Genomic DNA, 24798 nt, shown 5'->3' on the forward strand with positions numbered 1-24798 from the left:
ATTAAAAATAAAGTTTTAACGTAAGATACTTTTTATCGGCATAGCTAACCAAAATAGCCAAACTGGTTATTGCTAAAAATAATTCGTACTCATAACCACTAAAACCACTTGCCAAACCAAAAGAAAAAATAGCTCCGACTAAAACTGCTATGAATCCTACTGATACCAATGGAATTAAAAAGCCAATAATCATAAATAATCCACCAATTAATTCAATTGCCGCTACACCATAAACAAAAAGACTTGGCAAACCAATACTAGCAAAAAATGCTAAAGTATCTTCCAATGACGTTACTTTCATCACTCCATGAATTAGCATCGTCACCCCTAGCCAAATTCTAATCACTTGAATGCCTCGTTGTTGTTTATCCATACTTCTCCTCCTTTGTTTGCATTAAATAGCCAATGTAACTATTTAAGTTACATTGTAAAGGATAAATCGAAAAAAGTATAGAAAAAACAAACGTATTTAACAATACGTTTGTTTTTTAATCCTTCAGTTTATAACATTATAAGAGAAAAGCGAGAAGAATCCTCCTTCTTCTCGCTTTCTTGTTATCCTAAACCAACACGTTCAAAAATCGTGTCAACATTTTTTAAATGATAATGGTAATCAAAGGCATCATCTAGCTCTTCTTTTGATAAGACAGAAGTGATTTTTTCATCCGCATCTAACAACGGACGGAACGCCGTTTGATGATCCCATGCGTAAGCTGTTTTTGGTTGGACCAGATCATACGCTTCTTCACGTGTCATGCCATGGTCAATCAATTTTAATAAGACACGTTGGCTGTAAATTAGTCCATAGGTCGCATCCATGTTACGTTTCATATTTTCTGGGAAGACCGTTAAGTTTTTGACAATATTACCAAAACGATTCAACATGTAATTTAGCAAAATCGTCGTATCGGGAATAATAATCCGTTCAGCAGACGAGTGAGAAATATCTCGTTCATGCCACAAACTCACATTTTCAAAGGCAGTAATGACATGACCACGAATCACACGTGCCAAACCAGTCATATTTTCAGAACCAATTGGATTCCGTTTATGCGGCATTGCCGAAGATCCTTTTTGTCCTTTTGCAAAAAATTCTTCTACTTCACGTGTTTCTGATTTTTGTAGACCACGAATTTCTGTTGCAAATTTTTCAATACTTGTCGCAATTAATGCCATGGCAGAAACATATTCTGCGTGTAAATCACGTGGTAAAACTTGTGTCGAAATCTCTTGAGCACGGATCCCCAAATGTTGGCAAACATATTCTTCAACAAATGGTGAAATATTGGCAAAGGTACCTACGGCTCCACTGATTTTACCGGCTTCGACACCTTTGGCTGCATGTTCAAAACGTTCAATGTTGCGTTTCATTTCAGAATACCACAACGCTAATTTCAAACCAAATGTAGTTGGTTCTGCGTGAACACCATGCGTTCTTCCCATCATGACCGTATGTTTATACTCTTTAGCTTTGGCTCCGACAATCTCCGTAAATGTTTGTAAATCTTTCCGTAAAATATCATTCGCCTGTTTCAATAGATAACCATAGGCAGTATCCACAACATCTGTGCTGGTTAACCCATAGTGCACCCATTTTCGCTCTTCACCAAGCGTTTCTGAAACGGCACGAGTAAAAGCGACAACATCATGACGTGTTTCTGCTTCAATTTCTAAAATACGTGCAACATCAAATGATGCATTTTCTCGGATTTTTTGTACATCTTCTTTAGGAATTTCGCCAAGTTCTGCCCAAGCTTCATCCGCCAAAATTTCAACTTCTAGCCATGCCTTGTACCGGTTCTCATCTGTCCAAATTGCGCCCATTTCGGGTCTTGTATAACGATCAATCATTGTGCCTTATCCCCTCTTTACTCCTCAATTTTTGAAAAATAATTACGACCAAATCTTTGTTTCTTTAATTTCTTCCAGTGTTTCATCGATTTCTCTGGTTAATATAGTAATATGCCCCATCGCTCGTTGTGCTTTTGCTTCACTGTGGCCATAATAGTGGAAATGCCAATCTGGATGTTCATTAATAATGTCCATTGTTTCATAGGCTTCATTTCCAAGCACATTGACCGTGACCGCTTCAGACAACAGTTGAATCGTTGGCATTGGCCAATTACATAAACCACGAATATGCGTATCATATTGGCTAAAAGAACAAGCATCTATTGAAAAATTCCCGGCATCTTCTGGACGAGGTAAAATTTTATTTACATAAATCCCGCCTGTTTCTGTATAAAACATTTCAATTGAAAGGGTGCCGACTAAACCAACTGCTTTAGCAATCACCTTAGCAATTCGTTGCAACTCACCACTGACTTCTTCATCAATTCGGGCTGGTGCAATCGTTTCATGTAGCTTACGCTCTTTTTTAATTGTTTCCACAACTGGAAATGTCGCAAATTCGCCACGACCATTACCAGAAATCAGAACAGATAATTCTTTTTCGTAAGGAATCCAAGCTTCTAAGACACAGGTTCCTTCTCTCAGAAGATTCATGGATGGCGCTAAGTCTGAAGTACTATGTAGTACATAACGACCTTCCCCTCGCGTATTCTTCAAGATACACGGATAACCAATGCCATCAATTGCTTCTTGAATATCAGTCGGACTAACAATCGTTGCATAAGGTGCAATCACAATATTATTATCTTCCAAGAAACTTTTTTCCATTAAACGATCTTGCGTAATCGCTAAAATGTCTGTTCCTTGCGGTATATTCGCCAAATGTTGAATCGCTGTTAACGCATCAACATCTGCATGTTCAAATTCATACGTAATCACTTGGGCACGTTTTGCCAATTTCTCTAACGCTTCAGGATCATTATATGCTCCTAATAATTGCCAATCGGCAACTTGTGCAGCAGGACAATCAATTTGTGGATCTAGCACACCCACTCGAAACCCCATTTCTCTTGCACTAAGGGCCATCATTTTTGCTAAATGTCCGCCACCAATGATACCAATCACTTGACCAGGTAATAGTGGTTTATCCAAGTTCATCACAACTTTCCATCACAGTTTTATCCTTAAAATCCTTCTGCGGTTTCTCGTCGCAGTCTAGCCTTTAAGAGTGCTCTTTTTACATGATACAAGGAAAAAGGCTCAACTTCAAGTGCCAGCAGTGTTTCCATTAGGTTTTCTCATCAGAATTTATTAACGTACTTTAGGATAAAACAGCGGTAACTTACTACTCGTCTCTTTGGAACCAAGCTTTTTTCTCTTATTCTCTTCAAATTGATGAAAACATTAAATTTTTCTAAACGATGATTAGGCCAAAAAAGTATGAAAGAAAAGCCACCTGACCTTATCTATCATACTTTTTTGAAACTATTCGTTACTTTCTGGGGTTTCTTTTAAACCATTGAATAAAAGATTTAAAACAATCGCGGTAATGCTACTCATGACAATCCCATTACCAGTAAACATGCTAACAGTTTCTGGTACTTTATTAAAGAGCGTCGGCATAATATTAAAGCCTAAACCAAAGCCAATCGAAATGGCAATAATCAATAAATTTTTGTCATTTGAGTAATCAACTTTTGACAACATGCGCATTCCTTGGACAGCCACCATTCCAAACATAACCAGCATTCCACCGCCTAAAACTGGCTCCGGGATAATTTGAGCCATCGCACCAATTTTTGGTAATAAGCCTAAAATAATTAAGAAAAAAGCAGAAAAATAAATTGGTCGACGTGTTTTGATCCCAGATAATTGAACTAACCCGACATTTTGAGAGAAACCTGTATAAGGAAACGTATTAAAAATCCCACCTAAAATAACGGCTAAACCTTCTGCATGATACCCACGACGTAAATCATCTTCGCCAATTTTCTTCCCTGTAATGTCTCCTAAAGCAAAATAAACACCTGTTGATTCAACCATACTAACAATTGAAATAATAATCATCAACACAATAGAAGAAAGGTCAAACGTTGGTTTGCCAAAATAAAATGGTTGCGGAAAATGAAACCACGTAGCTTGACCAACAGGTGACAAATCAACTAATCCCAGAAACGCAGCTAAAATTGTGCCACCGACTAGGCCGATTAACACGGCAATTGACTTGATAAAGCCACGTCCCCAAACTTGTACAACAATGATTAAGGCAATTGTTACAAATGCAAGGAGCAAGTTTTTAGGATCACCAAAATTTTTGTCCGTTGCTAAGCCGCCACCCATTTTTTCAACAGCAACAGGAATTAAGGTCAAACCAATAACTGTAATAACTGTGCCGGTGACTAAAGGCGGAAATAGACGTTTAATTTTTGAGAAAAATCCTGCAATCAGAACGACAAAAATGCCCGAAGCAATAATTGAACCGTAAATTGCCCCAACCCCTTTGTTCGTACCAATCATGATTAAAGGTGCAACTGCTTGAATGGCACAACCTAAAACGACTGGCAAGCCAATCCCAAAAAACTTATTCACCGTTAATTGTAAAAGTGTCGCAACGCCGCACATAAAAATATCGATTGAAATCAAATACGTCATTTGTTGCGAATCAAAATTCAAGCCGGTTCCGATTAATAAAGGAACGGCAACTGCTCCAGCGTACATCGCTAATAAATGTTGCAATCCTAAAACGGCGGCTTTCCCATTTGGTGTTTCCGTCTGTTGTGGTGTATTCAATTGTTTTGTTTCCAAGATTATGCATCCTCCTCTAAAAACGTCACCGTTCCTTCACTTAATGAAGCAATACGTGCTAAAGAGACTACATTTAAGCCCATGTCTTCTAATAACTGACGACCATCTTGGAATGATTTTTCAATTACGATACCAATTCCTTCAACCTTTGCACCAGCCTGTTGGCATAATTCTACCAATCCTTTGGCAGCTTGTCCGTTAGCTAAAAAGTCATCAATAATCAACACTTTATCAGCATCAGATAAAAATTTTCTTGAAATTGAAATTTGACTGGTCACTTGTTTTGTAAATGAATAAACTGAAGCCGTTAAAAGCTCTTCATCCATGGTTAAACTTTTTGCCTTACGAGCGAAGATCATTGGCACGCCTAATTTTTGCGCTGCGTATAAGGCAGGAGCGATTCCTGATGCTTCAATTGTAATTACTTTGGTAATGCCTGCTTCTGCGAAAACCTCAGCAAAACGATTACCCATAGCCTCCATCAATTCTGGATCCACTTGGTGCGTAATAAAACTATCTACTTTTAAAACACCTTCACCTAATACACGGCCATCATTTTTAATACGTTCGACTAATTCCTTCACAATATGAACTCCTTTACTTATTTTTCGATAGATGCTTTGTTCTCATCCTGAGGAAAGGACGGTTCGTTAAAAACGAACGAAATAAAACAAAGTGCTATTTATATTCGTGTTCTAACAAAAGAAAAAAGCCCATTTTGCCAAAGCAAAAAAGGGCTATCCGCTCTTCTTCACTTATAGACCAGCATTTACGGTGCTGGGTAGAGACGGTCAACCGTATTTTGACCTTATACAAGCTTCTATGTTTCTCTAGGATAGTACAAAAATCTCTAACTTTCAATGGTTTAACAACTTTTTTTCATTAGAATTTTCAAATAATTGGTTCATTCTTCCATTGTTCCGTAAAAGCGAACATTAAATAGCCAAAAACGCTTTGGCAGTCTATCCTGCCAAAGCGTTTTTTATTCTTCATCGGTTGCTTTTTCTTGTTCACGATATTTTTTCATTTTTTTGCTGAATAATTCACCGTTACTAGGGGGCGTATATGTAATAGCATTCGCTCCGGCGATAATGGTTTCATGAATACTCGATTCAGTTGGTCCTCCTGTTGCAATAATCGGTAATTCTGGATACTTGCCACGAAAATAGCGTACAGTGGCTGCAGTGTCTTTTCCTGCACTGATATTAATCATATCCACGCCAGCCGCAAGTTTTTCATCAATTGGCGTATGAATAGAAGTTACTGTGCTGATAATAGGAATATCGATTGCTTCATCCACCATTTTAATTGTTTCAATTGGTGTAGGACCATTCAAAACGACACCCATTGAGCCTTGTGCTTCTGCAAATAAACTCATATAAGCAGAACGCATGCCTTGCGTTAAACCGCCGCCGACTCCTGAAAAGACAGGAATATCCGCTGCTTCAATAATGCCTTTTGTAATCGCTGGATGCGGTGTAAAAGGATATACAGCAATCACTGCCTGTGCATCCGTATTGCGGATAATCGCAATATCTGTCGTAAAAATAATTGATTTTATTTTACGGCCAAAAATTTTAATGCCACTGGCTTGCCGAATAATCTCTGGCATTTTTACAATATCTTGTTTCAGCGGCGTCATAATTTCTGGAATCCACTTTTCGCTCATTGTCATCGTTCCTCCATGCTTAACGGTCGTATTTATTTAAATTGTATTCTTCAATTACATGAATGATCTTATCAGCGTATGTAGGATCCGTTGCGTATCCAGCATCTTGAAGCGCTTGTGCAGCCTCTTTATAATTTTTGGCTAACAAGACTTTTTCATATAAATTTGGATCCCAATCGACCCCATCAACAAATAACTTGGTATGATCTCGCATGGATTCTTCCCAATTGTCATAAACTCGAAAATCACCCTGAATCGTAATCCAGACCTCATTGACATACTCTTTTGTTTCTAAATTGACTTTTGGTTGATTGCCATATGCTTTAATCCCAAAAAGATTGTTATATTTCGATGCTAATTGACTTTGTCCAAAATTTGATTCTAAAACTGCTTGCCCCATAATAATACTTGGTAACACCCCGTAAGATTCTTGTAATTCACGTGCATATGGTGTGATTTCAGCAACAAATTCTTCTTTTGAGATGTTTTCATTTTGGCGATTGACTGACTCGCTTTGTCCCTTATCTGAATCAGAAAGGACAGATAACGAAAAGACAAAGGCCAAACCGACGACAACTACGCCTAAGAATAACTTTGGCAAATTCAGCTGCTTTTTTCTTTTTTTCTGATAGTTGCTCACTTCATTAATTCCCCACTTCATCTTTTATTTTCCGATAAAATGTTTCACTATCTTTCACTTTCGTGATTGATTTCATTTGTTACTATAACCGAATAATTGTATCATTTTCACAGAAAATTATCAACTTTCATCACTGCTTACGCTCGTGATTTCAGTACTTGATTCAGTGGTAGCAGTTGAAGAAACTGTACTACTTTCAGAAATTTTAGTGGATGATTTCACTGTTGTTTCAGTTGATGTGTGAACAGATTCTTCAACTGGCTTTTTGCCAAAAAAGACAAAAATTACCGCACCAAACATAATAATCACAGATAAAATCCCAGCAATTGTGTATTTCAAAAGACCATCCTTCCTATTCGTTATTCACCTACGTAAGTATCCATCAGATTTTCATTGACCCAATCTAATAATTCAACTTTTGAGCCTTCTAATTGTCGTTGAATCGTAGCGGGTAACCGGAATGTAATAATATCATCAAAACCCCATTCCCCATAGGCCAGTGTCACTTTCAAATCGATATAACCAGCGGCAATTTCTTGTTCCTGTTTATTGTTAGGAATCAATTCTACAACGCCCAAATCAGATTGCAGCCATTTTTTGGCAATTGTTGTTTTTAGCCGTTTATATTCCGAAACAGCTAGGTTACGTTTTTCCGGAAATAAGATGGTTTGACGGAGTATTTTTTGAGTCAGCATCCACTCATAATCCGTAAACAAATTCTTAATTTTTTGCATGACTTCATTGTCCAAACCAAATTGGCCTTCTTTCCAAGCTTGCCAATCGGCTGCTTGAATTTGATAAGCGGAGTAAAAATTTTCTTCTGTTTGATACTGTTCAATAATTGCGTCAACAATAATATCTACATAAACTTGATGCATAATCATTCGCCTCCATTTTCTATTTTACTGAAATTCTCTAAAAAAAGCATCTTTTTATCTCTGGATTTTATCATATTTACAAAATTGTCCTTGTTTTCTAATTTCTCTTGTTTACAGTATAATAAATAATGAAGAAGATTTGAAGAAATTGCATAGATTAGGAGGACTTCTTTTGACAAAAAAATTATATCAATGGGGCATCGTAGGATTAGGTGGGATTGCCCACGAATTTGCTTCAACGTTTAAACAAGAAACTAGCCAACTTGCAGCTGTTGCTTCACGGACATTGGCTAAAGCAGAACAATTTGCCTCTGATTATTCAATCCCTAAAGCCTATGGTTCTTATGAAGAATTACTAGCAGATGAAACGATCGATGTTGTCTATATAGCAGTGCCAAATAAACAACATGCTGAACACATTTTAAAAGCGCTCCAGGCTGGAAAACATGTGTTGTGTGAAAAAGCTATTACGATGAACGCTGCAGAATTAAAACAAGCCTTGGCAGTTGCAGAAAAAAATAACCTTATTTTAGCAGAAGCCATGACTATTTTTAACATGCCACTATACGACGAATTACGTCGCTTGATGGATGCTGGCAAATTTGGTCAGTTAAAAATGATTCAAGCACCATTTGGAAGTTACAAAGAACCCGATCCTAAAAATCGTTTTTTTAATCCTGACCTAGCAGGCGGCGCATTGTTAGATATTGGTACTTATGCGGTTTCGTTTGCTCGTTGGTTTCTCAGCTCACAGCCAGACGTTTTAGCTTCTAGCATGGTTCCCTTCTCTACTGGCGTTGATGAACAATCGGTGACGTTGCTTCGCAATAAAGAAAATGAGTTGGCTACTATTTCATTAACATTCCAAGCAAAAATGCCAAAGCAAGGAATTGTTGCTTTTGAGGATGCCTATATTACCATTACAGATTATCCACGCGCAGATGAAGCGATTGTTCACTACAACGACGGTACGGTTGAGACCATTGTTTCTGGGTACTCAGCTGAAGCCATGAATTACGAAATCTACAATATGGTTGAAGCAATCAAAGGTACACAACCCAACCGTTCCTTATTTTTCACGACAGAAGTCATTGATATTTTGGACCAGATGCAAAAATTATGGCAGGCGTAAAAAAGAGAACTTCAGCAAAAGCTGAAGTTCTCTTTTTTTATTTGTTCTCTATGGATAAATACGATTTAACATACGTGGGAACGGAATCGCTTCACGAATATGTTCATTACCAGTAATGAACGTAACAGCACGTTCTAAACCTAACCCGAAGCCAGAATGTGGCACAGAACCGTATTTACGTAAATCTAAATACCAGCTGTATTCTTCTTCTGATAAGCCAAACTCAGCTACTTTTTCTTTCAAATAATCATAATCAGTTGCACGCTCTGAACCACCGATAATTTCACCATAACCTTCTGGTGCAATTAAATCGGCACAAATTACAACATCTTCTCGTGTTGGATGTGGTTTCATATAAAAGGCTTTAATTGCTTTTGGATAGTTTAAAATGAACGTTGGGACGCCATAGTAATTTGAAATAAAGGTTTCATGTGGACTACCAAAGTCTTCGCCCCATTCAATGTGATCATAATCATTGTTTGCTTCTTCTTTTTGTAATAACTCAATCGCATCATCGTAAGTAATACGTTTGAATGGTTCCGAAACATATTTTTCTAGTAACGCTGTATCACGTTCTAAAACATCCAATGGATATTGTTGATTTTTCAATACCGATTTAATTAAATGTTTTACGTAGGCTTCTTGAATATCTAGTGATTCTTCATGAGTTGTGTATGCCATTTCTGGTTCAATCATCCAGAATTCCGTTAAGTGACGACGAGTCTTGGATTTTTCCGCACGGAAGGTTGGTCCAAAAGTAAAGACTTTGCCAAATGCCATCGCACCAGCTTCTGCATATAATTGACCTGTTTGTGATAAGAAGGCTGGTTGTCCGAAGTAATCTGTTTCAAATAATTCTGTTGTGCCTTCTGGTGCTGAGCCTGTTAAAATTGGGCTATCAATTTTAATGAATCCTTGTTCGTTAAAGAACTCGTAAGTAGCACGAATAATTTCGTTACGAACTAACATGATCGCATGTTGTTTGCTTGAACGTAACCATAAATGACGATGATCCATTAAGAAGTCTGTGCCGTGTTCTTTCGGCGTAATTGGGTAATCTTCTGAAGCGCCAACAACTTCTAAATCAGTGATATCCATTTCATAGCCGAATTTAGAACGGCTATCTTCTTTGATAACACCAGTAACCATGACTGCTGTTTCTTGTGATAAATGTTTAATTTCTTGGAATTTTTCTGTACCAGCTTCTTCACCGAAGGCTTCAATGAAGTTTGGTTTGAACACGACACCTTGGAAAAAGGCTGTCCCGTCACGTAATTGTAAAAAAGCAATTTTTCCGCTTGAGCGTTTGTTAGCAATCCAAGCGCCAATTTTTACTGTTTCTCCAACATGTTTGTTTGAATCAATAATTTGAATTTGTTCCACGTTTGTCTCTCCGTTCATTTCTTAGTTTATTCTTTTAGGCGTTGTGCTGAATCCGTTTCTTTTCTATAAAGTCGTTCATTCGCTCAATCGCTTTTTCTAACGTCATTAAATCTGTCGCATAGCTCATCCGCACATGTTCTGGTGCACCAAAGCCCTCTCCCGTTACCAGAGCAACATGCGCTTCTTGTAATAAATCTTCCACCCAGTTAGTCACGTTATCATACCCACAAATTTCTAACGTTTTTTTGACATTCGGGAATAGATAAAAGGCGCCTTCAGGTTTTATTAGCGATACACCTGGCAAAGCTGCTACTTTTGGATAGATATGATTCAGGCGTTTTTCAAAGGCCTGACGCATATCTTCGACTGTCGACTGTTCACCTGTTAAAGCCTCAATTGCCGCATATTGGCTAACTGCGACTGGATTACTGGTGGATTGTGAAGCGAGTTGGGTCATTGCTTGAATAATTTTTTCATCCCCGACTGCAAAACCAATGCGCCAGCCTGTCATTGCATATGTTTTGGAAACGCCATTAATAATGATTGTCTGTTGACGAATTGCTTCTGAGATGGTTGCAATTGGTGTGAACCGATGTCCATTGTACACCAAACGACCATAAATATCATCTGCAATAATGAGGATATTATGGGCAACTGCCCATTCACCAATTTGGCGTAATTCTTCTTCCGTATAAATAACGCCAGTTGGGTTAGATGGTGAATTTAAAATGATTGCTTTTGTTTGGTCTGTTCGTACAGCTTCTAACTGTGCGACTGACACTTTAAATGATTGCTCTTGCGTGCTTGATACAAATACTGGCTTGCCTTCTGCTAACTTGACTTGTTCACCATAACTTACCCAATAAGGGACAGGGATAATCACTTCGTCCCCAACGTTCAAAATGGCTTGAAATAATAAATACAGCGCATATTTGGCACCATCTGTCACAATAACTTGCTTGGGTTGATAACGAAGTTGATATTCTCGTTCCACATAAGAAACAATTGCTTGCTTTAATTCAGGAATACCGCCAGAAGGTGTGTAATAACTTGCTCTTCCATCCTCAATTGAAGCAATTGCTGCTTTTTGAATATTTTTCGGGGTTACAAAATCTGGTTCCCCGACCGTTAAGCTTAAAACATCTACACCTTTTGCTTTTAATGCTTTCGCTTTGGCGGCAGCTGCTAATGTAACAGAAGGAGTCAATTGCTGTGCTCGATTTGATACGTTCATACACCTTTCACTCCCACTTTCATCAAAACCTATCTAAATTAAATATCTTTGACAACGTTGATCTCTTCGCCTTTATCAAAGCTCATCAGATAATACGTCAGGACTCCTTGATCATTTTCGGTGACCACTTCCCATGCGGGGCGCTTATCATAAAGCCCTAACGTAGCTTTAATCACCGATTCATCGGGATGGGCTTTAGCAACAATGTCTGTTATTTGTTGTTCAGTTTGACCATCTTTTTGATTTAAGACCGTGACTTTTTCTCCCGATTTAGGGACAATCACGACAATCTCTGTGCCTTTATCATTTTTGCCGGTTAAAGTAAAATACGTATTTTTGCGTGTAAACCAGTAAAATTTATCAACTTTTTCTAAATTAGCAGAAGTTTTGGCAATTGCGGTTGCTTCTTTTTTGGCTTGAGCCATTGGTTGATTGGTTCGTACAAAAAAGATAATTATTGTAACAAGAATTGCTAAAAGGATTGCCAATAGGGTTAAAAGGACAGTAATCCGTTTCTTCTCTTTCTTTTCTTCTAATTCCTCCAAAAATCCTTCCATCCTCTCTAAACTTACTGGGTCTTATTATAGCAGAAAAATAGCGGCCTTTCACAAATATGACCTAAAAATAATCGATTATTTGTTTAAAAATTCCTTTAATTCTTCTAAAATTTCAGGCATGGGCGCTTCTTTTACTGAGAGTCCCTTAGGAAACGCTTTGATTAATCGTTTGCCATATTTTGCAGTGACTAAACGACGATCCAGAATCAGCAATGCCCCTCTGTCTTCTTCAGAACGGATTAAACGGCCCAGTGCTTGTCGCAAACGTAAGGCTGCTTTCGGTACCGCTTCTTGAGCAAATGGTTGTATCCCTTCTGCTTCTAAATAGGCGTATTTTGCTTGCACAAGTGGTCGTTTCGGGTTTTCAAAAGGCAAACGCGTAACTATCAATAACTGTAAAGTTGTTCCTGGTAAGTCCACACCTTCCCAAAAGCTATCGGCTCCTAGCAAGACATTTGGTTTTCCATTAGAGAACCGTTTAAGAATTTTTTCACGACTGCCGCTAATCCCTTGGGCGAGGACCTCTTGTCCTTTTTCCAATAATCTTGGCTGGACTTGATGATACACGGTGGACAATAATTCATGCGAAGTAAAAAGAACCAACATCGAACGTTCCTCTTGCGCCATCAATTTTTCAATGGTATCTGAAATGTATTGACCCATTTCATAGGAAGAGGCATTTTGAATGGCTACTGCTTCTTCCGGTACATAGACTCGCGCATTTTCTGCATAGTTATATGGCGTTGGCAGGGTTTTGAACGTCACCTCTGTTAAACCTAACCGTTGCGGTAAATACTTTTTATTGTTGCCAAACTTCAATGTGCCGCTTGTATAAATAATTCGTTCATACCGCGGATACCACTTTGTTTCAGGAAGCAAACTAGCTTCTAAGTCATGAATTTCAATCAAGCCATGGTCTTCATTTTGTGGTAAATATTCTTTTACCCAACGTGGACGCCAATCATCAAGATAAATGGTAAAACAGTGATGAATACGTTCAATTTCATCAAAAAATTGAAATAAGCGAACAAAAACGATGCGATCAGCCAAACTAAAGGTTTCCAACTGACTCATAATTGTATGCTGTAACTTACTTTGAATAGTTAACAGCTCCTGCAGTAAAAGCTGGAGCGTTTGACTATGTTTTTCTCCTGCAGCAGATAAATAATCAATGCGTTCTTTGGTTAAAAGCAACTCCTGATGGTCTATCCGCTTCTGCGTTTTACTAAATAAACGATGCAATTCAAAAAGAAAATCTTGCCATTCATCCACAAAATCCAGTAAACCTTGCTGATAAATTTTTACAAACCGCTGCTCTTCAGAAAACTGTTGAAAAATTTGCTGTAAAGCAACAAAAAGTTGTTCTTTTTCAATAAAATGCGTGACTTGTTTTTTTAGTATCACACTGTTTACTCGTTCGCTTGCCATCCGACTAGCGATGTCTGGTAAATGATGTGCTTCATCAATAATTAGCCACGGACTTTCAGGTAATAACGGTTGTTTTCTTAGTGACTCTTGCGCCAAAAATGCATGATTAACAATCAACACGTTACTTTGAGCGACTTTTTTATACAGATGTCTTAAAAAGTCAACTTCATAAAGTTCATCTTTTTTTGAAAGAAAATCCAACCCGCGATGTGTAACTTCTTTCCAGAATAAATGATTTAAATTCGTCAATTGTAGTTCATCTAAATCGCCCGTTTCTGTTTCTAGCAACCAGACGAGAACGCCCATTTGATAAAGAGCGTATTGTTTTTGCGGTGTTGGCTGATTCAAGGTTGCCTTAAAGCGTTGTAAATCAAGATAATGTCGATGGCTTTTAATAACAATGCCTCGTAATTTTCCTTGGCAGATTTGATTAGCTAACGGTAAATCTTTTTCCACTAATTGATTTTGTAAAACAATCGAAACAGTTGAAATAATGACTGGTTTTTCTGGCGTTGCTAAATAGCTCATTGGCAACAGATAGCCTAATGTTTTTCCCGTTCCAGTCGCTGCTTCAATAAATAAATCTTTTGTCGTTCCCTCTGTAAAATGATTATAGACTAAATTCATCATCCGACTCTGTTCCGTACGATAAGCGAAACGTTCGCCAAATAGTTTTTCTTTGGCTTTTTTAGTTTTGGGATACGTACTAGTCTGATAGAACGTTTCTTCAAAAAGAGGGACTTCTTTTTTGCGTAAAGCAATGCCACTGACCACTTGATAAGCTGGATTTAATGGTGTCACTTGTTTTTTCATTTGTTCATATGTTTGTTGAATAAAGGCACTGGTTTCCCGCGCTGTCTGTTGGCTTAATTCCGCAATTTTTTCCATAGTGACTAATGGTAAAGATTTCATTTTTTCTTGAATTAATAACAAAAGTTCGGCTGTAACCTGCGCATCACTGTCTGCTTGATGGGGATTCTCATGAGATAAACCTAAGCTTTCGGACAAATCGCTTAAACGGAAACTTTTTTCTGTCGGTAAAAAAATCTGTGCCAATTCCACTGTATCAATGGCTGGAATAGTAAGTGGCGGCGTGCCACACCGTACCAGTTCACGAGCTAAAAAATTATAATCAAAGTGGACGTTATGCGCCACAAAAATAGTATCTTCCAGATAATGATAAATTGTATGTGCTACATCTTCAAAATAAGGCGCTTTTTGAACTTGCGTATTACTAATCCCCGTTAAACTTTGAATTTGTTTTGGTACTACTTGATTGGGATTCACATCTGTCGCAAAGTTCGCAATAATCTTTCCATCTTGAACGAGAACGCATCCAAACTGAATGATCCGATCACTTGTAGGATCTGTTCCAGTCGTTTCAAGGTCAACTACTGCATACACTTGTTTGTCTTTCAATGACTTCACGCCTTTCATTCATCTTTGAAAATTATACTACAATTTATAGGATTTTCACTAGTATTTCAAAAATTCTCTTGAAATCTTTTCCAATTATGATAAGAAAGAGCCTGAAACAAAAATCCAAAGTGATTTTTGTCTCAGGCTTAAAAGCTGCTAAACAGAATGTTTTTGTCTTACCTTTTTCTAAATAAACGATTAATAACAGTCAAGGATTTTCTGCATATACTGGTTTAATTGCCCATAGCCTTCCAATTCTCTGATTACTGGGAGTGGACAACGAACCTTTTTATTAAACAGTGTCCGCTTTTCAACATATTCTGTAACTTCGTCTAAAAATTTATCTAATCCTTTTTCTAATTTCATACAACTTAACTGATTGCAAATTCGCATGTCTCCTGCTTTTTTCTTTTGAACTTGTTTAAACGATTGTGAGAATGCTTTTGCTTCAATCATTTGTTCTTCTAGCTGTCTTTTTTCAATCGTTATTTTCGGTACTGCTTGATTTCCATCAGTATCCTCTAACTGGCGACTCATAAAGCGGCGATAAATTTCCTCTTCTAATTCGTCCAATTGTCGTTGAAAGTCTGCAGGAATTGGTCGACTTGCTGAACTTTCTTCTTCATTTTCCATAGGGGCAGCTTCTTTCTCTGGCTTCTGATCCTCTTCTTTTTTGGCAGAATCATTCGCTGAATTCAGTGAGATTTTTTCAGTTTCTTGTGCAAAAGTAAATAAATGTTTTGCCGCGGCGTTCTCCTGGTTTTCTTGAGGTTCTTCTGGCAGCGCTTCTTCAAATGGCGCTGGTTCAGATAACACTGGTTCTTTCGCTGATTCTTCAAGCGCTGGTTTGTTAACAGGAAGCACTGCTTCACTTGGTGCTACAGTTGTTTCAACTTCTTGCTTTTCCAGATTATCAGGCGAGAGATTGACGTCTGGTTGTTCCAGATTAGTATCCTCTGATATTTTCAGCGATGCCTGTTCTGCGGCTATCACAGGAGAAGCTCTTTTCAAATGGATCGTTTTTATTTGTCTAGAAATGACGGGATTTCTCGTTTGATTAACGGCATTATTTAAGGAGGCCAAATTCTCTCTTAAAAGTGTCAACATTTCCCGTAAGACAGCAATTTCACCAGCTAATTCCGTTAATTGATTTTCTTGTGGCACTACTTGCACATTAGCTTCATTCGTACGGACTGTTTTTTTATTTTTAGTTGTCGGTATTTCGCGCATCCATTGTTTCAGCGCGAATCGTAAGTCACGAGTGGTCGGCTCAAAGCTTCCAAAATAAACAGTGTAGTACATTAACTCCGTTTCAACATAGACATAAATCTTTTTAACAATTAACTCTTCGAACTGTTCTGATTCATCCCAGCTTTCACATAAAGCCTCAAAAAATTGTTCCCCTTCTGCTAAATTTTGGTACTCTTTCGCTAAATAAAGCTTGCGAATTAAGTAAAAATTATACGGTGTTTCGACATTATCCGCATAAATTTCTCGTCCTAAAAAATCTGGATTCGTTTCTTTACAAAGAAAGACTGTTTTCTCTTCTGGTTGTGTTTCAAGTGTTTTAGTCATGAGGTTCACTTCCTTTTTCTCCGTTAATAACCATTTTTTAATGATAGATACCTTTAGTATACAGGAGAAATTCTTCTGGTTTTCTCATGTTTTTAAGAGTCAACAGAAATTTTAGAGAAAACTCGACAGAGAAAAACGTGAGATAAACAGTCCTATTGACCATTTATCTCACGTAAAATACTTAAACTGACTATTTTATCCTTGGCACATGCAACCAATTATTCTGCTGAATCAATTGGCAAAATCGTGTCTTTTTTCTCGCGACGTGCAATTGCTGGTAAAATCATTCCTAATAGAATTAAGACGATTGGTGTCACAATATTAGATGCTAATTGGAACAACCAGCCTTGAGGATCTGAGGCATACTCAAATTTAGGCACCATTCCTAGAATACAAGCAAAGGCTGTAAATAAGAAACACCAAAGACCAAACACAAAACCAATTTTAGGATTTTTAACAAATTTATATTCTGAATTAAATTGTTTGTAGGCTTTGTTTAGAAGCATATAGGCAAAGAAGACCCATAAGTAACGCATTGGCATAACCACAGAATTTAAGTTGGTTAGCCATTTAACCACTTCGTTCATGTCCTTCAACCCAAACATTGGTAAAGCGATAATAATACTTACTAAAATACCTGTTAATAGGTAACCATTAATTAACGTACCTTTTTTCGTACGTTTACGTAACCAACTTGGAACAAATTCTGGATCTGCTTCAGCTAAAAGAATTTTCAGTGGAGCATCAATTGAAAAGGCTAACGCAGCCACTTGGCCCACTGTATTCGTTAAAGCATAAACAATCATTAAGAGATTACCGACACCATAATACGCGCCTAATTTTTGGAAGGCACTGTAGGCACCATTTGCCATTAAATCTTTAGGAATATTGTCACTTGAGAATAACATTCCCATAGCAAATGAACCTAAAACAGCCGATAAACCAACCATTGCTGCTAAGAAAATCATTCCTTTAGGGAACTCTTTGGCTGGATTTTTAGTCGCATTTACGTAAGGAGAAATTTTTTCAGCGCCACCTACCGCAAAAACTAACATCGATACGGTTGTAAAATAACTAAAGTCAAATTTAGGAATGTAGGTGCTGACTTGTGACATGTTCGGTGTCGCAAATTCAACCGTTGAATTAATAAATGGTGCGCCTACCGCTAATAAAATAAATAAAATAGACATCACAAACATGGCGGTTCCAGCTAAACCACCAATAACTTTTAAGGTGGTTAACCCTTTTGTTGATAATAACAAGAAAACCAAGAAAATTATTAATGAAATAAATGATACCGTTACAATTGGCATCGTATTGACTAAGTTTCCATTCCCTTGAACTGCCCAACCTAAAGCAATTAAAATCGCTTGTGGTTTTTGTGCCAAGTAAGGAATGTGCACTACCCAATAAGTCCATGCTGCATAATAGGCTAGACGTTTGGTACTGGTATTTTGCACCCACGAACTAACCCCACCATTACTGTCTTTAAATGTTGAACCTAACTGTCCTACGATTAACGCATAGGGAATAAAATATAAAACTAAAATCAAAAGCCATGAAGTGACCACTGAAATCCCTTGTTGTGCATAATTATTCACAACATTTCCAAGACCCCAGACCATGTTAAAGGCAATTAACCCGACGGTAAACCATCGTAATTGCTTTTTGTCCATATAACCAATTCCTTTCTTAATAAAAAAATAAAGCTCTTCATTTATCATAAGCATTTTACTTTTTATGCACAAGCTTAACATAATTAAATAAAGATGGCTTTTTAATAAGTAATTAAAACGCTTCTAGCAATGGTTTTCTAATTTATTTGATTGCTAAAAAAGAGGCGGTGAATAAGTCGCTTCACCGCCCCTTTTCTAAGAGATTTTTCTTTTATAACATATCAAATAGTGATAATTGGTTTTCATCTGGCAAGTCTTTTAAGACACCATTTTCATTCATGTATTCAATTAACGTTTTAGAAACTTTACCTCGTGTTGCCAAATCTTCTTTCGACAAGAACGGTTGCTCTTCACGGGCAGCGACAATGGCTTTCGCTACGTTGAGTCCTAAACTTGGCACTGCTCGGAAAGGTGCAATCAAGGTATCTCCATCAATCACAAAATTTTCAGCATCCGATTTGTACAAATCAATCATGCCAAATTTATAGCCACGTTCCAACATCTCATTACATAATTCTAAAACCGTTAATAAGTTTTTCTCTTTGGTGGAGGCATCCATCCCTTTGTCCGTAATTTCTTTCATTCGTGCTTTCACAGCTTCTTTGCCTTGTGACATTGCCACTAAGTCAAAGTCATCCGCCCGAACGGAGAAAAACGCACAGTAATATAAGATTGGGAAATAAACTTTAAAGTAAGCGACCCGCAACGCCATTAATACGTATGCTGCCGCATGGGCTTTCGGGAACATATATTTAATTTTAGAACAAGAATCAATATACCAGTCTGGGACGTTGTTTTCCTTCATCGCATTTAAATACGTGTCCCGTAGTTCATCAGGAATCTTATTCCACTGTCCTTTACGTACCGTTTCCATAATCTTAAAGGCCATCCCACTATCCAAGCCAGCATGAATTAAATAAACCATGATATCATCCCGACAACCAATTACTTCAGCAAGATTGGCTTCGCCACGGCGAATCAATTCTTCTGCATTCCCTAGCCACACATCGGTTCCGTGAGACAGTCCAGAAATTTGAAGTAATTCTGCAAAAGTTGATGGATGGGTCTGTTCTAACATCCCTCGAACGAAACGTGTCCCAAATTCAGGAATTCCTAATGTTCCTGTTTTAGAATAAATTTGGTCAGCATTCACACCTAAAACTTCTGGGCCTTCAAAAATACGCATCACTTCTGGATCGTCCGTTGGGATGGTTTTAGGTTCAATTCCAGATAAATCTTGTAACATCCGAATCACGGTCGGATCATCATGTCCCAGAATATCAAGTTTTAAAATATTATCGTGAATGGAATGGAAATCAAAGTGTGTGGTTTTCCATTCTGCCTCTTGATCATCTGCAGGGTATTGGATTGGCGTAAAATCATAAACATCCATGTAATCAGGAATAACAATAATACCGCCGGGATGCTGCCCAGTCGTCCGTTTAACCCCTGTTGAGCCTTTGGCTAAACGATCAATTTCAGCGCCGCGCAAATGTAAATTATGATCTCTTTCATACCCTTTAACAAAGCCATACGCTGTTTTGTCGGCCACTGTACCAATGGTTCCTGCCCGGTAGACATATTCTTCACCAAAAAGAACTTTCGTGTAGTTATGGGCTTCGGCTTGATAATCGCCAGAAAAGTTCAAATCGATATCGGGAACTTTGTCGCCATGGAACCCTAAGAACGTTTCAAAAGGAATGTCGTGACCATCTTTAAACAATCGAGCGCCACATTTTGGACAAGCTTTTTCAGGCATATCAAAACCTGAACCATAGGAACCATCTTCATAGAACTCAGAATATTGACACTCAGGACAATAATAATGTGGCGCTAAAGGATTTACTTCAGTAATCCCTGTCATTGTCGCAACAAAACTCGAACCGACAGAGCCCCGTGAGCCAACTAAATAGCCGTCTTCATTACTTTTATGCACCAGTTTTTGAGAAATTAAATAAATGACCGAGAAACCATTTCCGTTAATCGAATTCAGTTCCTTTTCTAACCGTTTTTCAACAATTTCTGGTAAAGGATCGCCATACAATTCGCGCGCACGATTGTAGCTTAAATCAGTGATCTCTTGTTCAGACCCAGGAATTTTTGGCGTATACAAATCGTCTTTTACTGGAATAACTTCTTCACATAAATCAGCGACTTTGTTGGGATTTTCTACTACAATTCGCTTAGCGACGTCTTGTCCTAGAAATTGAAATTCCGTTAACATTTCATCGGTGGTTCTGAAATGAACCTTTGGTAAACTATGGCGATTTAACGGATTAGCGCCACCCATGGACCCGACTAAAATTTTCCGATAGATGGCATCTTCTTCATTTAAATAATGAACATTGCCAGTGGCAACAACCAGTTTGCCAAGTTCGTCACCGATTTTCACTAGATTACTAATAATTTCTTCCAAATCTGCTTCATTTTTCACCAATTCTTGTTCAATTAACGGCGCATAAACTGGTTTGGGCATAACTTCAATATAATCGTAGAATTTGGCACGATTTTTTGCTTCTTCGACACCTTTTTGCATCATTGCTTCAAAAATTTCGCCGTTCGAACATGCAGAACCGATTAAAAGCCCTTCTCTTAGCTTCGATAATTGCGAACGAGGAATCCGCGGTACCCGGAAGAAATAATCGACATTGGACATAGAAATCAATTTAAAAAGATTTTTTAATCCTGCTTGAGTTGTTGCTAAAATTGTTGCATGGAAAGGTCGAGCTCGTTTGTATGAGTCTCCTTCGCCAATATGACGATTCAAATCATCATGGAAATGCATATCATGATTTTCTTTCGCTTCTTTTAAGAAAATCCAGCACAAATGACCTGTTGATTCCGAGTCATAGATGGCGCGGTGATGTTGCTCTAAGTTGACGCCAAATTTTTTCGATAAGGTATTTAGACGATGACTTTTGAAATGAGGATACAAGAATCTGGATAATTCTAATGTATCGATGACGGGATTAGCCGCTTCAGGTATTCCATGTTTGCCATAACTTGTATTTAAGAACCCCATATCAAAAGAAGCGTTGTGGGCCACTAAAATAGTTCCTTCTGAAAACTCTTTAAACATGCGTAAAACTTCTTCTTCGGATTTTGAACCGCGCACCATTTCATCTGTAATCCCAGTTAAATTGATCGTCGTTTGAGATAATGGATGGCCTGGATCAATAAATTGCTCAAATGTCTCAATGACATTTCCTTTGTGCATTTTGACAGCGGCCAATTCAATAATTGTATCATAAACAGCGGAAAGCCCCGTTGTTTCCACGTCAAAGACCACATAGGTAGCATCTGTTAATTCAATATGTTCTTCGTTGTAAGCAATGGGTACACCATCATCAACAATATTGGCTTCCACGCCGTATAAAATTTTAACGCCTGCTTTTTTACCTGCAGCATGGGCATCAGGAAACGCTTGGGCCCCGCCATGGTCCGTAATTGCGATGGCCTTATGACCCCATTTCCCCGCTTGCGCCACCAAGTCACCGACTTTATTGGTCGCATCCATCGTACTCATATTACTATGCATGTGTAATTCTACACGTTTTTCACCTTCTGGCGCATAGTCTTTTCTTGGCGCATGGGCGACTTCCATCAAATCTTGAGCATTCATGACTAAATCACGCATGAAGGTATCTTCTTGCACGCTACCTCGGACACGAATCCAACTTTGCGGTTGAATCGCATCAAAAACTTGTTCATCTTTTTCCCCATTCGAAAATTTCTTCACCACGAAAGAAGATGTATAATCGGTAATTTTCAAAATTAAAATTTTTCGTTTAGAACGCAATTCACGCACTTCTTTATCAAAAATAAAGCCTTCAATCGTTATCCGACGTTCTTCTTCCAGAATGTTCCCCATTGGCATAATGGGTTCATCATTGGGAATATTCCGCCCTAAACGAATTGGACCATCAAACGTAGGCGCTTGCTGTTGTTTTTCTTTTTTCATTTGTTCATGTTTAACAAGCGATTCCGCAGCTTGTTGTTGAAAGACTGCGGCTTGTTCTATTTTTTGCTCTTCAAACTTTTTCAGCACTTCTGCAGCTTGCTGTTGATCCATTTTTGGTTCAATATGAAATTTAGGAAACCCGTAAGAGAAATAAAGTTCCTCAATAATTGGTAAATATTGTTGCTTCAAATAAGGAATAACTGCTTCATTATCAACAGGTAAGATAATTTTCCGATCTTCAAATTGTGGTGTCTGTGTTTTTAAGACTTTCTGAACTAACGGCGTATTGCATTGACTATTTAACAAGGCCAACTGCCAATAATCCGTTAATTGTTCCTCTGTAAATGTTGTCTGATTTGTAGTTATTTGAACGGAAACCTGCGCAATTTGTTGAAAAGCTAGTTCCAATTGCTGCATAAATGTTTGATATAGCATCACTGGCATCAATTCATCAAAACTTAAATGAAATTCCCATAAGCGACTTTGTTGGTGAACAATGACCTTGTCAATCCGGCCATTTTGAATTAAGGGATGTTCTTTCGCTGTGTCATCTAACTGAATTTGCGTCATCAGTTTATCAAATAAATCGCGTGCTTTTTCTGTCACAAAATGAACCTCCTTCTATCATTGAAAAAAGGCCCTCAGACAAATCTGTCAAGTGCCTTTTTTCGGTTTCTCTGCATTCGCTTCTCTATTAAGTATACTCGTTTTTTGTAAAAAAACAATCTTGTTTCTTTTCTAAAAAGAGCTAAGAAGAGCTTGAAACAAAAATCACTTTAGATTTTTGCTTCAAGCTTAAACGCTGATAAGTGGCGGAAACAGTTTATCCTAATCATTCTGTCCGCCCTTTTCATTATTATTCCGCTTCTGATGTTGTGTTCATCAAAATAGAAAGTGTGCTTTCTAATTCTTCTTTGCGTACTTCTAACATTTCACCAGTACGTTTGATTTTGACTTCTACCACACCATCGACTGCTTTTTTACCGACTGTGATACGGATTGGACAACCAATTAAATCAGCATCAGCAAATTTTACACCTGCGCGCTCATTGCGGTCATCAACTAATACTTCGTAGCCCGCTTTGGTCATCATTGCTTCAACTTCTTGTGATAGTTTAGTTTGATACTCATCTTTCACATTCATTTGGACCACGTGTAAATCAAATGGCGCAATTCCTGTTGGCCAATTAATACCGCGCTCGTCTGCGTTTTGTTCAACGATTGCTGAAAGTAAACGACTAACACCGATACCATAGCAACCCATAATCACTGATTTTTCACGACCGTTTTCATCTAAAACTGTTGCGCCCATAGCATCACTGTAACGCGTTCCTAATTTAAAGATATGACCAATTTCGATTCCTTTAGTAAAGGCTAAGACACCATTACCATCAGGAGAAGGATCGCCTTCTTGAACAAAGCGTAAATCTTCGTAACTAATTGGTTGGAAGTCACGATCTGGATTTACATTTGTCAAATGATAGCCATCTTCGTTAGCCCCAACAATGGCGTTGGCTAAATCTTGAACGGCTAAATCTGCATAAATTTTAACATCTTCGGAAACATTGACTGGACCAATTGAACCAAAGCCAGCTCCTAAGACACGGCGAGCATCTTCTTCTGTTGCTTCATCTAGGAAATCAGCGCCTAAGAAGTTTTTCAATTTGACATCATTGACATCATGATCGCCACGAACCAAGACCATTACTGGCTCTTCATCGGCAATAAATAGTACTGATTTAATAATACGTTGTGGCTCAACTTCAAAGAAGTTTGCCACTTCGGCAATTGTACCCACTTCTGGTGTTGCAATTTTTTCTAAATCTAATTGTGTTTCATGTGATTTTTTCGGCGTATAAAGACTTGTTGCCATTTCTAAATTGGCAGCATAATCACTTTCTGTTGAATAGCAAATAGTGTCTTCCCCAATTTCAGAAATCGCCATAAATTCTTTAGAATCTTTACCACCCATGGCACCACCGTCCCCAATAATGGCACGGAATTCTAGTCCACAGCGTTCAAAAATGCGTGAGTAAGCTTTTTCGTAATCACGGTATGATTGATCTAAACTAGCTTCATCGGCATGGAAAGAATAGCCATCTTTCATGATAAATTCACGGCCTCTTAATAAGCCAGAACGTGGGCGTTTTTCATCACGATATTTTGTTTGAATTTGGTATAAATTCAAAGGTAATCGTTTGTAAGAATTGATTTCATCACGAATTAATTCTGTAAAGGTTTCTTCATGCGTTGGGCCTAAGATATAGTCACGATCATTGCGATCTTTTAAGCGATACAAGTTAGGGCCATAAGTTTCATAACGGCCTGATTCTTTCCAAAGTTCTGCGGGTAACAACGCAGGCATTAACATTTCAACTGCATCAATTTTCTCAAATTCTTCTCGCATAATCGTTTTTAATTTTTCTAAAACACGATTGGCTAAAGGTAAATAAGAATAGATCCCTGCAGCGACTTGACGAATATAACCTGCGCGCAAAAGAATTTGATGACTTAAGACTTCTGCATCATTTGGTACTTCTCTTAACGTTGGAATTAACATTTTTGACTGTTTCATTAAAACTCTCCTCTA

General features: G+C 37.9%; 18 protein-coding genes and 1 riboswitch. Of the genes, 1 reads left to right on the forward strand and 17 read right to left on the reverse strand.

All coding sequences use genetic code 11. The features are described 5' to 3' along the window. Nucleotide 1: 1 nt before the first annotated feature. From IGL49_RS08365 to IGL49_RS08405, 9 genes are all read right to left on the reverse strand, one after another. A complete protein-coding gene (locus tag IGL49_RS08365) occupies nt 2-373 on the reverse strand; it encodes a DoxX family protein (RefSeq protein ID WP_002359784.1) in 372 nt (123 codons plus the stop codon). Nucleotides 374-555: 182 nt separating this feature from the next. After that, the gene (gene purB, locus IGL49_RS08370) at nt 556-1851 is read right to left on the reverse strand and encodes an adenylosuccinate lyase (RefSeq protein ID WP_104854753.1); all 1296 of its coding nucleotides are present in this window, start codon (nt 1849-1851) and stop codon (nt 556-558) included. A 42-nt stretch (nt 1852-1893) separates the two neighbouring features. Next, nucleotides 1894-3009: a 5-(carboxyamino)imidazole ribonucleotide synthase gene (gene purK / locus IGL49_RS08375; protein ID WP_104854754.1), complete on the reverse strand. Its 1116-nt coding sequence runs from the start codon at nt 3007-3009 to the stop codon at nt 1894-1896. Between the two features lie 327 nt (nt 3010-3336). Further along, complete coding sequence (locus IGL49_RS08380) at nt 3337-4656, reverse strand: nucleobase:cation symporter-2 family protein (RefSeq protein WP_164982985.1); 1320 nt, start codon at nt 4654-4656, stop codon at nt 3337-3339. Between the two features lie 2 nt (nt 4657-4658). After that, nucleotides 4659-5240, reverse strand: a complete 582-nt coding sequence (locus tag IGL49_RS08385) for a xanthine phosphoribosyltransferase (protein WP_002356804.1) — start codon at nt 5238-5240, stop codon at nt 4659-4661. A 154-nt stretch (nt 5241-5394) separates the two neighbouring features. Further along, a riboswitch (purine riboswitch) is annotated at nt 5395-5492 on the reverse strand. Between the two features lie 146 nt (nt 5493-5638). Next, entirely contained in the window at nt 5639-6325 is a 687-nt protein-coding gene (locus IGL49_RS08390) for a hydrolase (RefSeq protein ID WP_002356802.1), read from the reverse strand. A gap of 19 nt (nt 6326-6344) precedes the next feature. Further along, nucleotides 6345-6986: a glycoside hydrolase family 73 protein gene (locus IGL49_RS08395; RefSeq protein ID WP_002366997.1), complete on the reverse strand. Its 642-nt coding sequence runs from the start codon at nt 6984-6986 to the stop codon at nt 6345-6347. Between the two features lie 99 nt (nt 6987-7085). Beyond that, a complete protein-coding gene (locus IGL49_RS08400; RefSeq protein ID WP_002384259.1) occupies nt 7086-7265 on the reverse strand; it encodes a hypothetical protein in 180 nt (59 codons plus the stop codon). Between the two features lie 59 nt (nt 7266-7324). Continuing rightward, nucleotides 7325-7849 (reverse strand): hypothetical protein, encoded by a 525-nt coding sequence (locus IGL49_RS08405; RefSeq protein ID WP_002382789.1) that lies wholly within the window; start codon nt 7847-7849, stop codon nt 7325-7327. Nucleotides 7850-8015: 166 nt separating this feature from the next. Here IGL49_RS08405 and IGL49_RS08410 point away from each other — a divergent pair, with 166 nt between their 5' ends. After that, nucleotides 8016-8975 carry a Gfo/Idh/MocA family protein gene (locus IGL49_RS08410; protein WP_104854755.1) on the forward strand — a complete coding sequence of 320 codons (960 nt, stop codon included), beginning with the start codon at nt 8016-8018 and terminating at the stop codon, nt 8973-8975. 48 nt (nt 8976-9023) lie between these two features. On the opposite strand, the gene asnS is transcribed toward IGL49_RS08410, so the two are convergent. From asnS to IGL49_RS08450, 8 genes are all read right to left on the reverse strand, one after another. Beyond that, nucleotides 9024-10376, reverse strand: coding sequence for an asparagine--tRNA ligase (asnS, locus tag IGL49_RS08415; protein WP_002376912.1), 1353 nt, complete (start codon nt 10374-10376; stop codon nt 9024-9026). Nucleotides 10377-10392: 16 nt separating this feature from the next. Beyond that, nucleotides 10393-11592 carry a pyridoxal phosphate-dependent aminotransferase gene (locus IGL49_RS08420; protein WP_104854756.1) on the reverse strand — a complete coding sequence of 400 codons (1200 nt, stop codon included), beginning with the start codon at nt 11590-11592 and terminating at the stop codon, nt 10393-10395. Nucleotides 11593-11630: 38 nt separating this feature from the next. Then, on the reverse strand, nt 11631-12149 hold the full coding sequence (locus IGL49_RS08425; protein WP_104854757.1) for a cell wall elongation regulator TseB-like domain-containing protein: 519 nt from the start codon (nt 12147-12149) through the stop codon (nt 11631-11633). Between the two features lie 75 nt (nt 12150-12224). Next, nucleotides 12225-15014 (reverse strand): ATP-dependent DNA helicase DinG, encoded by a 2790-nt coding sequence (locus IGL49_RS08430; protein ID WP_104854758.1) that lies wholly within the window; start codon nt 15012-15014, stop codon nt 12225-12227. A gap of 180 nt (nt 15015-15194) precedes the next feature. Beyond that, nucleotides 15195-16571, reverse strand: a complete 1377-nt coding sequence (locus tag IGL49_RS08435) for a hypothetical protein (RefSeq protein ID WP_104854759.1) — start codon at nt 16569-16571, stop codon at nt 15195-15197. 218 nt (nt 16572-16789) lie between these two features. Continuing rightward, nucleotides 16790-18247: an amino acid permease gene (locus tag IGL49_RS08440; RefSeq protein WP_002356790.1), complete on the reverse strand. Its 1458-nt coding sequence runs from the start codon at nt 18245-18247 to the stop codon at nt 16790-16792. A 211-nt stretch (nt 18248-18458) separates the two neighbouring features. Further along, on the reverse strand, nt 18459-22814 hold the full coding sequence (locus IGL49_RS08445; RefSeq protein WP_104854760.1) for a PolC-type DNA polymerase III: 4356 nt from the start codon (nt 22812-22814) through the stop codon (nt 18459-18461). 250 nt (nt 22815-23064) lie between these two features. Next, complete coding sequence (locus IGL49_RS08450; protein WP_104854761.1) at nt 23065-24783, reverse strand: proline--tRNA ligase; 1719 nt, start codon at nt 24781-24783, stop codon at nt 23065-23067. Nucleotides 24784-24798: the final 15 nt, after the last annotated feature.

Origin of the sequence: Enterococcus sp. DIV1337a, from assembly GCF_051712285.1 — a bacterium.
Classification (GTDB): domain Bacteria; phylum Bacillota; class Bacilli; order Lactobacillales; family Enterococcaceae; genus Enterococcus; species Enterococcus faecalis.

Coding starts and splice junctions, on each gene's coding strand:
- asnS (WP_002376912.1), bottom strand. CDS start 10,376: ATGAACGGAGAGACAAACGTGGAACAAATTCAAATTATTGATTCAAAC.
- IGL49_RS08440 (WP_002356790.1), bottom strand. CDS start 18,247: ATGGACAAAAAGCAATTACGATGGTTTACCGTCGGGTTAATTGCCTTT.
- IGL49_RS08395 (WP_002366997.1), bottom strand. CDS start 6,986: ATGAAGTGGGGAATTAATGAAGTGAGCAACTATCAGAAAAAAAGAAAA.
- purK (WP_104854754.1), bottom strand. CDS start 3,009: ATGAACTTGGATAAACCACTATTACCTGGTCAAGTGATTGGTATCATT.
- IGL49_RS08420 (WP_104854756.1), bottom strand. CDS start 11,592: ATGAACGTATCAAATCGAGCACAGCAATTGACTCCTTCTGTTACATTA.
- IGL49_RS08430 (WP_104854758.1), bottom strand. CDS start 15,014: ATGAAAGGCGTGAAGTCATTGAAAGACAAACAAGTGTATGCAGTAGTT.
- IGL49_RS08405 (WP_002382789.1), bottom strand. CDS start 7,849: ATGATTATGCATCAAGTTTATGTAGATATTATTGTTGACGCAATTATT.
- IGL49_RS08400 (WP_002384259.1), bottom strand. CDS start 7,265: ATGTTTGGTGCGGTAATTTTTGTCTTTTTTGGCAAAAAGCCAGTTGAA.
- IGL49_RS08435 (WP_104854759.1), bottom strand. CDS start 16,571: ATGACTAAAACACTTGAAACACAACCAGAAGAGAAAACAGTCTTTCTT.
- IGL49_RS08450 (WP_104854761.1), bottom strand. CDS start 24,783: ATGAAACAGTCAAAAATGTTAATTCCAACGTTAAGAGAAGTACCAAAT.
- IGL49_RS08390 (WP_002356802.1), bottom strand. CDS start 6,325: ATGAGCGAAAAGTGGATTCCAGAAATTATGACGCCGCTGAAACAAGAT.
- purB (WP_104854753.1), bottom strand. CDS start 1,851: ATGATTGATCGTTATACAAGACCCGAAATGGGCGCAATTTGGACAGAT.
- IGL49_RS08365 (WP_002359784.1), bottom strand. CDS start 373: ATGGATAAACAACAACGAGGCATTCAAGTGATTAGAATTTGGCTAGGG.
- IGL49_RS08425 (WP_104854757.1), bottom strand. CDS start 12,149: ATGGAAGGATTTTTGGAGGAATTAGAAGAAAAGAAAGAGAAGAAACGG.